General features: G+C 67.3%; 11 protein-coding genes. All 11 read left to right on the forward strand.

What is annotated here, in order from left to right:
* Nucleotides 1-21 precede the first annotated feature (21 nt).
* The 11 genes from ppsR (at nt 22) to AC5P66_RS15585 (ending at nt 8,754) form a co-directional block, all read left to right on the forward strand.
* On the forward strand, nt 22-843 hold the full coding sequence (ppsR, locus tag AC5P66_RS15535) for a posphoenolpyruvate synthetase regulatory kinase/phosphorylase PpsR (protein WP_005417170.1): 822 nt from the start codon (nt 22-24) through the stop codon (nt 841-843).
* Nucleotides 844-1,020: 177 nt separating this feature from the next.
* Nucleotides 1,021-1,530, forward strand: coding sequence for a DUF1249 domain-containing protein (locus tag AC5P66_RS15540; RefSeq protein ID WP_032954273.1), 510 nt, complete (start codon nt 1,021-1,023; stop codon nt 1,528-1,530).
* 42 nt (nt 1,531-1,572) lie between these two features.
* Nucleotides 1,573-2,061 (forward strand): NUDIX hydrolase, encoded by a 489-nt coding sequence (locus AC5P66_RS15545; protein ID WP_005417168.1) that lies wholly within the window; start codon nt 1,573-1,575, stop codon nt 2,059-2,061.
* Nucleotides 2,062-2,203: 142 nt separating this feature from the next.
* Nucleotides 2,204-2,818 (forward strand): DUF2239 family protein, encoded by a 615-nt coding sequence (locus AC5P66_RS15550; protein ID WP_111096642.1) that lies wholly within the window; start codon nt 2,204-2,206, stop codon nt 2,816-2,818.
* A gap of 117 nt (nt 2,819-2,935) precedes the next feature.
* The gene (locus AC5P66_RS15555; RefSeq protein ID WP_099495528.1) at nt 2,936-4,297 is read left to right on the forward strand and encodes an MATE family efflux transporter; all 1,362 of its coding nucleotides are present in this window, start codon (nt 2,936-2,938) and stop codon (nt 4,295-4,297) included.
* A gap of 569 nt (nt 4,298-4,866) precedes the next feature.
* A complete protein-coding gene (locus AC5P66_RS15560; protein ID WP_019660264.1) occupies nt 4,867-5,481 on the forward strand; it encodes a CDP-alcohol phosphatidyltransferase family protein in 615 nt (204 codons plus the stop codon).
* 22 nt (nt 5,482-5,503) lie between these two features.
* Nucleotides 5,504-6,568, forward strand: coding sequence for a class III poly(R)-hydroxyalkanoic acid synthase subunit PhaE (gene phaE / locus AC5P66_RS15565; protein ID WP_099495527.1), 1,065 nt, complete (start codon nt 5,504-5,506; stop codon nt 6,566-6,568).
* Nucleotides 6,565-7,632, forward strand: a complete 1,068-nt coding sequence (gene phaC / locus AC5P66_RS15570) for a class III poly(R)-hydroxyalkanoic acid synthase subunit PhaC (RefSeq protein WP_099495526.1) — start codon at nt 6,565-6,567, stop codon at nt 7,630-7,632. Before phaE ends, phaC begins: the two co-directional genes overlap by 4 nt.
* A gap of 33 nt (nt 7,633-7,665) precedes the next feature.
* Nucleotides 7,666-8,034 carry a YfeK family protein gene (locus AC5P66_RS15575; RefSeq protein ID WP_099495590.1) on the forward strand — a complete coding sequence of 123 codons (369 nt, stop codon included), beginning with the start codon at nt 7,666-7,668 and terminating at the stop codon, nt 8,032-8,034.
* 112 nt (nt 8,035-8,146) lie between these two features.
* Nucleotides 8,147-8,305 (forward strand): PspC domain-containing protein, encoded by a 159-nt coding sequence (locus AC5P66_RS15580; protein WP_194430536.1) that lies wholly within the window; start codon nt 8,147-8,149, stop codon nt 8,303-8,305.
* A 44-nt stretch (nt 8,306-8,349) separates the two neighbouring features.
* Nucleotides 8,350-8,754 (forward strand): hypothetical protein, encoded by a 405-nt coding sequence (locus tag AC5P66_RS15585; protein ID WP_099495589.1) that lies wholly within the window; start codon nt 8,350-8,352, stop codon nt 8,752-8,754.
* Nucleotides 8,755-9,038 lie beyond the last annotated feature (284 nt).

Here is a 9,038-nt window from a genome sequence, read left to right on the forward strand (position 1 = left end):
TCGTAGGGGGTAAAAGCGCGCATGTCGACCATCCGTCCGGTGTTCTACGTTTCCGATGGAACCGGTATCACCGCTGAAACCATTGGGCATAGCCTGTTGACCCAGTTCTCCGGGTTCAGCTTCATTACCGATCGGATGTCGTTTGTCGACGACCCTGAAAAAGCGCGTGAAGCCTGCGCCCGGATCCAGGCGGCGGGGGAGCGCTACCAGGTTCGGCCGATCGTGGTGAACTCCTGCGTGGACCAGAGCCTGAGCCTGATCCTGGCCGACAGCGGGGCGCTGATGCTGGATGTGTTCGCGCCGTTCATCGAGCCGCTGGAGCGCGAACTGGCCAGCCCGCGTCTGGCCCGGGTCGGCCAGGCCCACGGCATGGTCGATTTCGACACGTACCACCGGCGCATCAACGCGATGAACTTCGCCCTGACCCATGACGACGGCATCGCGGTGAACTATGACGACGCCGACGTGATCCTGGTAGCGGTGTCGCGCGCTGGCAAGACGCCCACCTGCATCTACCTGGCCCTGCATTACGGGGTGCGCGCGGCCAACTACCCGTTGACCGACGAGGACCTGGAAAGTGATCGCCTGCCGCCGCGCCTGCGCAACTACCGGCGCAAGCTGTTCGGGTTGACCATCGACCCGGACCGCCTGCAGCAGATCCGCCAGGAGCGCCGTCCGAACTCGCGCTACGCGAACCTGGACACCTGCAAGCGGGAGGTGGCCGCGGCCGAGACCATGTTCCGCATGGAGCGGATCCCGACCCTGAGCACCACCCACACCTCGATCGAGGAGATTTCCAGCAAGGTGCTGGCCACATTGGGGCTGCAGCGCGAGCTGTATTGATCCGTTCCGGCGCGCTGCGGGGCTGCCGGCCAGCGGCCGGCACTACCGCCGTGGCAGCGACTCCCGCGCTGCGGGGCTGCCGGCCAGCGGCCGGCACTACCACGATGAAAGCGACCGACGGGTTGGCTGTGGCTTGAGGCGCCCCCACGTTGAAGCACCAACGTGTAGGATCGACCCATGGCCCGAGCCTTGCCCCGTACCGAACGCATTCCCCGCCTGAGCCGGCTGAGCTGGCTCATGGGCCTGTACGCGGAGAACTACCGCCATCTGGTGCGCCTGTTCGAACCGGCGGGGCTGGCGGCGGGCAGCTACATTTCCTCGATCGGTGACGGCCTGGATGTCCGCCTGGACGTGATCGAGTGCCACCGCTACACGGTGGAACTGCGGCTGACCTACGACATTGCCGACCCGGTCACCGGCGAGCCGGATCCCTCGGCCTATGTCCGCCTGTACCGTGACGCGCGCCAGGCCGAGACCACCCATTGCTACGTCGGCCGCCGCTGGCAGGACACCATGGGCCTGTACCCGCCACCAGCGGAACTGATCAGCCACCGCATGCGGATGAACACCTTCCTCGGCAAGTGGCTGGAATACCTGGCCGAGCGCGGCCACGGCGTCGCCACGCTGCGCCGTGACCCCGATGGCGCCGGTGCGCCTGCCGAGCGCCGCCTGTCGCTGGTGCGCTGATCGGCCATAATCCAGGGCTGACCTGCCGCTGGATGCCGCCCCATGCCGTACACCCCGATCGTCGCCACCCTGGGCTATGTGCTGTCGCCCGATCGTCGCCAGGTGCTGATGATCCATCGCAATACGCGCCCCGGTGACCATCACCTCGGCAAGTACAACGGCCTGGGTGGCAAGATCGAAGCGGACGAGGACGTGGCGGCCAGCATGCGCCGCGAGATTGCCGAGGAAGCCGGCATCGACTGCACCGGCATGCGCCTGCGCGGCACTCTCAGCTGGCCCGGTTTCGGCAAGCACGGCGAAGACTGGCTGGGCTTCGTGTTCGTCATCGACAGCTTCGAAGGCACCCCGCACGGCGGCAACCACGAAGGCACGCTGGAGTGGGTGGATCTGGACAAGCTGGACACGCTGCCGATGTGGGAGGGCGACCGCAACTTCCTGCCGCTGGTGTTCGACGCCGACCCGCGCCCGTTCCACGGCGTGATGCCGTACAAGGACGGCCGCATGGTCAGCTGGTCCTACAGCCGGCTGTGACCCGGCGAATCGGGGAGGTGCCAACCATTCCGGCGGGTGCCAGCCTTGGTTGGCAGGCTCTTTCGGTCGATTAATACCCGGGCAATATTGACGGCCATAAATTACCCGGGCAATATTGCGCATCACCTCTGATGCCATTGCAATGCCTGCGTCCCGACTCCCTCCCTTCAGTTGTTTCGACGGCCATCGCCTCGTTGCTTCCGGCAGCCCGGAAATGGCCGCACTGGCGCTCAAGCGGCTGCGCGCCAGCAACGCGGCCGGACCATTGCTGGTGTTCGACAACGCGACCGGTCGCACCCGCGATTTCGATACGCGCGGCAGTGATGCAGAACTGCGGTCGCGGGTAAGCGCAGCGTTTCCTGTCGTGGAGACGGATGCCGAGGTCACTGCCGAAGACGCTGCGGCGACCCCGCGTGGCCGTGGCCGCCCCAAGCTGGGCGTAGTAGCGCGCGAAGTGACCCTGCTGCCGCGCCACTGGGCGTGGCTGGCAGAGCAGCCGGGCGGGGCCTCGGTGGCATTGCGAAAACTGGTGGAGGCGGCCAGCCGCGCCAGTGCGGACAAGGACCGCCGGCGTCGCGATGCCGAGCGCGCCTATCACTTCCTGCAGACCATCGCCGGTGACCTGCCGGGCTTCGAGGAGGCCATCCGCGTGCTGTTCGCGCACGACCGTGCGGGCCTTGAAGCGGTACTGCATTCCTGGCCCGGGGATGTGCGTGACCACGCCCTGCGTCTGGCGTTCGACAGCGCTGACGGCTGAACCATCGCGCCGTCGTTGAGCGGCGGCGCCACCTGATCGCGGGCCACGGCCCGGTCCCCTGTGCTTGCTTTGCTGGTGGAAACGCCGGGCAGGGCAGCGCCTTGCCCAGAGAACCCCATGAACTCCCCTGTAGATCCCACGCCCCCGGTCGCGCCGCCCCTGTGGCGCACCTACCTGGCCCTGCTGCTGCCGATGCTGCTGACCAATGCGCTGCAGCTGGCCGCAGGCACGCTGGACAACCTCTACCTCGGCCAGCTGCTCGGGACCCAGGCGGTGGCCGTGGCCGCTGCGTTCTTCCCGGTCTTCTTCCTGCTGCTGGCCCTGGTGATGGGCCTGGCGACCGGCGCGATGGTGCTGATCGGGCAGGCCTGGGGCGCGGGTCGGCCGCAGCAGGTGCGCGCGGTGGCTGGCAGTGCGGTGGCGCTGATCCTTCTGTTGTCGGTGCTGGTGATGGCTCTGGGGAGCGGTTTCGCACCACAGCTCCTGATGTCACTGGGTACGCCGGCACCGATCCTCGGTGAGTCCATCGTCTACGCGCGCGTGCTGCTGCTGGCGGCGCCGGCGTTCTTCCTGCTGTGGTTGGCCACTGCCGTGAGCCGCGCAGTAGGCGATGCGAAGACGCCGCTGCATGCGCTGCTGCTGGCCACGGCGGTGGGTATGCTGTGCACGCCGCTGCTGATCCTGGGCTGGGCCGGCCTGCCGCAGCTGGGATCGGCCAGTGCGGCGGTGTCGGCGGCGATTGCCTCGCTGTTGGCCCTGGGCTGGCTGCTGTGGCGTTGGCATCGGGCAGGACACCCCCTGGCACCGGGCCATGAGCTGGTGCATGCCATTCGTTTCGATGGCGCGATCATCCGATCGATGCTGCGCATCGGCCTACCGTCCTCGCTGCAGATGCTCAGCCTGGCCGTCGCCGAAATCGTGTTGCTGGGCTGGATCAACCGCTATGGCTACACGGCCACGGCCGCCTACGGTGCGGTCAACCAGTTGATGAGCTGGGCGCAGTTGCCGGCAATGTCCCTTGGGATCACCGCCACCATCCTCGCGGCGCATGCGATGGGCGCCGGGCGTACGGCACGGCTGCCGGCCATCGCCCGGACTGGCGTGCTGCTGGGACTGGCGACGCTGAGCGTGGTGGTGGCGCTGGTTATGTCGCTGGCACCCTGGCTGACCGGGCTGATCCTGGCGGCAGCCGACGTGCGCGACCTGGCTGCGTTGCAGCTGCGCACTGTGGTGTGGGGCGTGCTGGCGATGGGAGTCAGTGCGGTGCTGGTCGGGGTGATGCGTGGCGGCGGTACGGTATGGTTGCCAGCGTTGCTGGGCATGGCAGCGGTGCTGCTGGTGGAGCTGCCGCTGGCGATGTGGATGCAGGCGCAGCACGGGCTGGCCGGCGTGTGGCGGGCGTGGCCGCTGGGGTTGTTGGCGATGCTGGTGATGCAGGTGATGTGTTTCGCCCGGTGGCGGCGGGTGCACGCTGGGTAGTGCCGGCCGCCGGCCGGCACTCCGGAATGGCAGGGGCAGCCGGCCAGCGGCCGGCTCTACCACTTCATGGCAGGGGCAGCCGGCCAGCGGCCGGCTCTACCACTTCAGCGGCGCTGCGCCAGCAGCAGGCGGAAGTACAAGCACAAGGTGTTGACCGCCAGTGCAGCGGCGCGGTTGGGGACTTCGCAGCTGCGCGGCCAGGTTGAAAGCACCCGGCATCATCATCGTCCGTCACCAGGAATCGGACGTGGCGGCGGCGGGCCCGCCGGTGACCATAGCGCCGACCCTGCAACTTGGGAAGTAGGGAAACCCCGCGTCAGGGTGATGAGGAAATGTCCGGTGTCGCAGTCGGTGAGATCTGGTTGTCCACAGGGGGTGTGGATTACGCGTGGGCAACTTTGTGGATAAGCCGCGACAGGCGCCACCCCCCTAGGCTGTCAAGATGGGTGGCGAAAAATTCACCGCCGGTGAGGGCGGGTGAGGGTGCAGTGAAGGGTGGGACCGGCCGGCGCTGTCGCCAGCGGCGGCGCTCGCGGTAACCTGTGGGCCTTGATGCTCCGTGAGACCCCATGAAACGTCATTTCTCGATGCTGCGCGAATTCCAGCTGGCCGACTGGTTCACCCTGGCCAATGCTTTCTGCGGCACCGGTGCGGTCTTCGCCGCGATGCGCTTCCTGCAGGATGGCGAGCGCGGCTACCTGCTGTTCGGCATGGCGCTGATCCCGTTGGCCTTCATCTTCGACGCCCTTGATGGACGCATCGCGCGCTGGCGCAAGTCCAGTTCCACCCTGGGCCGCGAGCTGGACTCGCTGTCCGACGTGATTTCCTTCGGGGTGGCCCCAGCGGCGCTGGCCTATGCCTGTGGCATGCAGGGTGGCTGGGACTGGCTGGTGCTGAGCTACTTCGTCTGCTGCGGCGTCAGCCGCCTGGCACGCTACAACGTCACTGCCGAGGCAATGACCGGCGACGAGGGCAAGGTCACGTATTTCGAGGGCACCCCGATCCCGACCAGCCTGGTGCTGGTGATCGTACTGGCGATCGCCGCCGGCACCGATGCCATCGGCCAGAACATCTGGTTCGGCCAGTGGCAGATCGGACCTTGGCAGCTGCACCCGATGGTGCTGTTGTTCGCGCTGTCCGGGTCGCTGATGATCAGCAAGACCCTGCGCATTCCCAAGCCATGAGCCAGCCCTGCGGAGGCCTGCGATGACCAGCTCGGCCCACGACGCCGGCAGCAGCGATTTCGAGACCCTGGCCCGGCAGTATTTCGGCGCCTGGGGCGATGCCCTGCGCCATGCGGGTGCTCCCGGCGCACCGGCGGGCGACGACCCGGGCAGCTGGCAGCGGCTGTTCGACTGGTGGGGCCAGCTGTTGCCCGAACAGGCGCCCGGCGCGCCGGAAGATGCCGTGCGCCGGTTCCGCGAACAGGCGGGCAGCTGGTACGGCACCATGCAGGAGGTCGCCGCTCGGTTTGCCGGCCGCGACGCCAGCAGTGCCGATGTGGCCCAGGCCTGGCGCGAGGCGGTGCAGGGCCAGGGCGACGGCATGCTGCAATGGATGCTGCAGGGCGCCCGCGGCAGCACCCACGCCGGTGCCGCAGTACCTGAATTCGCCGCATGGCTGCAGCAGTTCCAGCTGCAGGCGGGCCCATGGCTGCAGAGCCCGGCATTCGGCCCCGGCCGCGAGCACCAGGCGCGCTGGCAGGCCCTGCTGCGTGCGCAGGACGAGTACCAGCAGCATTCGCGCGCTTATGTTGACCAGATCAAGCGGGCACTGGACGAGGCCTTTGCGCTGTTCGAGCAGCGCCTGGCCGAGCACGAACAGCCGGGCAGCCAGCTGACCAGCGCCCGCGCGATGTTCGACCTGTGGATCGAAGTGGCCGAGGAGGCCTACGCCAAGGTCGCCATGTCCGAACCGTTCCAGCAGGTGTACGCCGCGCTGGGCAACGCTCAGATGCGTCTGCGCGCCGGCCTGCAGCGCGAGGTGGAACAGATGAGTGAACGTATCGGCCTGCCGACCCGCAGCGAGATGGATGCCGCACACCGCCGCATCGCCGAGCTGGAGCGCAGCCTGCGCCGGCTGCAGGCACAGGTGGCGGTGCTGGCTGGAACCGCCGAGGTGGATCCGGTGGCGCAGCCGGCGCCGGCAAAAGTGAAGCCTGCCGCGCGCAAGGCCGCGAAGAAGGCCGCGCCGACAAGGAAGGCGCCTGCGAAAAAGACGCCAGCGAAAAAGTCCGCATCTCGCACCTCCGCACGGGCGCGTGACCGATGAAGGGACCGCTGGGCTTCAACGCCGACGACCTGATGCAGGAAACCCTGGCGATGCAGCGCAAGCTGATGGAGGGGCTGAAGCTGCTGCCGCAGGTGGAAGACGTGGACTATGGCGTGACCGCGCGAGAGGAAGTCTGGCGCGACGGCAAGGTGGTGCTGTACCGCTTTGTCGGCGAGCAGGCGCCGACCCGGCGCACGCCGCTGCTGATCGTCTACGCGCTGGTCAACCGGCCGTACATGGTCGACCTGCAGGCCGACCGCTCGCTGGTGCAGAAGCTGTTGGCGCTCGGGCAGGACGTGTACGTGCTGGACTGGGGCTACCCGGATCGCTCGGAGCGCTTCCAGACGCTGGAGGACTATCTGCTGCGCTATATCGATGGTGCAGTGGATGCACTGCGCGTGCGCAGTGGCGGCGCGGTCGACCTGCTCGGCATCTGCCAGGGTGGCGTGTTCGCGCTGTGCTACGCCGCATTGCGCCGGCAGAAGCTGGGCAAGCTGATCACCATGGTCACCCCGGTCGATTTCCAGACGGCCGACAACATGCTCTCGCACTGGGCCCGGCAGGTGGATGTGGATCTGCTGGTGGATACGCTGGGCAACATACCGGCCGACCTGATGAATGCCAGCTACCTGATGCTCAAGCCGTTCCGCCTGAACGTGCAGAAGTACGTCGGCCTGCTCGATATCCTCGATGACAAGGCGGCGCTGGAGGACTTCCTGCGCATGGAAAAATGGATCTTCGATTCGCCGGACCTGGCGGGCGAGGCGTTCCGCGACTTCATCAAGCAGTTCTACCAGGGCAATGGCCTGATGAAGGGCACAGTAAGGATCGGCGAGGAAGCCGTGGATCTGTCGCAGGTGACCTTGCCGGTGCTGAACATCTACGCCGAGCAGGACCATCTGGTGCCGCCGGACGCCTCGCGCGCGATGCGTGGGCGCCTGGGCACGGACGACTACACCGAGTCCAGTTTCCGCGGTGGCCACATTGGGATCTACGTGTCCGGGCGCGCCCAGCGCGAAGTGCCGGCCACGATCGATGGCTGGTTGAAGGCACGCGACCTGTAGAGTCGTGCCATGCTCGACTGACTTGGGGGGATGATGAGGTACCGGACTTTGTTGATTCTTGCGGCACTGCTGGCAGCACAACTTGCCCACGCCGCACCCGGTGCGGATGCACGCCGGGAGATCGCCCAGCTGATCTCAAGCCTGGACGGCTCGCAGTGCCGGTTCCAGCGCAATGGCAGCTGGTACGACGGCAGCGATGCGCGCGCCCATCTGCAGCGCAAGTACGACTATCTGCTGAAGAAGGACATGGTGGACAGCGCCGAGCAGTTCATCGAGCGCGCCGCCAGTCAGAGCAGCATGAGCGGGAAGCCTTACCGCATCCAGTGCCCGGGGCAGCCTGAACAGACCGCAGCCGCCTGGTTCAGTGCGCGCCTGCAGGCGCTGCGTCTCCGCACGCCGTAGACATGGAGGCGGTGTAGAGTCGCGGCGTGCTCGACTGATTCTGCCCGCAAGCCGAGGAGACACCGCCGTGAACACCACGCCCAAGACGCTGTCGCGTTCATTGAACGACCGCATGATTGCCGGCGTGATGGGCGGCATTGCCCATCGCTTCGGCTGGAACCCCACCCTGGTGCGGATCGTGTTCGTGCTGGTATCGATCGGCTCGGCCGCCTTCCCCGGCATTCTGATCTACCTGATCCTGTGGCTGCTGATTCCGAACGAGGCGGATTGAACACCGCCGCTCGATCCTGGCCGCTCTGGCTGCGCGCGCTGCAGATGCTGGGCGCCGCATGGACGCTGCCCAACACACTGATCGGCCTGATCGGCGGCCTGGCCGGCATGCTCGGCGGCGCGACGCTGCGCTGGAGCGCGCGGGACTGCGCTGTGGTGTTCGATCACTGGCCGTGGGGGCCGGGCGGTGCGATCACCCTGGGCAACGTGATCCTGCACACCGGCCATGACCTCGGCATCTGCTGCCGGACCTATGCGCATCAGGCGGGGTGGGGCGTGGAGCCGCTGATCCGGCTGGACGACCACGAGCGCGCGCACGTTTACCAGTACATGGTGCTGGGGCCGCTGTACCTGCCGGTGTACCTGCTGTGCGGCGGGGTGAGTGCGCGCAATCCGTTCGAGCGGGCGGCCGATCATTTCGCCCGGTTCGGGCAAGGCTGGTGGCCGTAGTTTCCAGCCAACGGCGCAGCCCCTCGTGGGTGGTGATGCCTGGTTGTCAAATGCAAAACCCTCGCGCTGGTCGGTCGGGTTGGGTTCGCGGGGGACGCCGTGAACCCGTCCATGGGGGCTTGGCCGCGGCATCCATGCCGCGGACTGATCTGGCCCCCTGAAAACGGACGCCATGAAGCCGTTTCAGGCGGCAGCCCGGAGCTGCCGGGCATAGTTGTTAGGCGAGTGGTAGCCCAGCGCCGAGTGTAGCCGGGCTGGATTGTAGAAGCCGTGGATGTAAGCAG

It is taken from the genome of Stenotrophomonas sp. YJH_SMC_122, assembly GCF_059369535.1.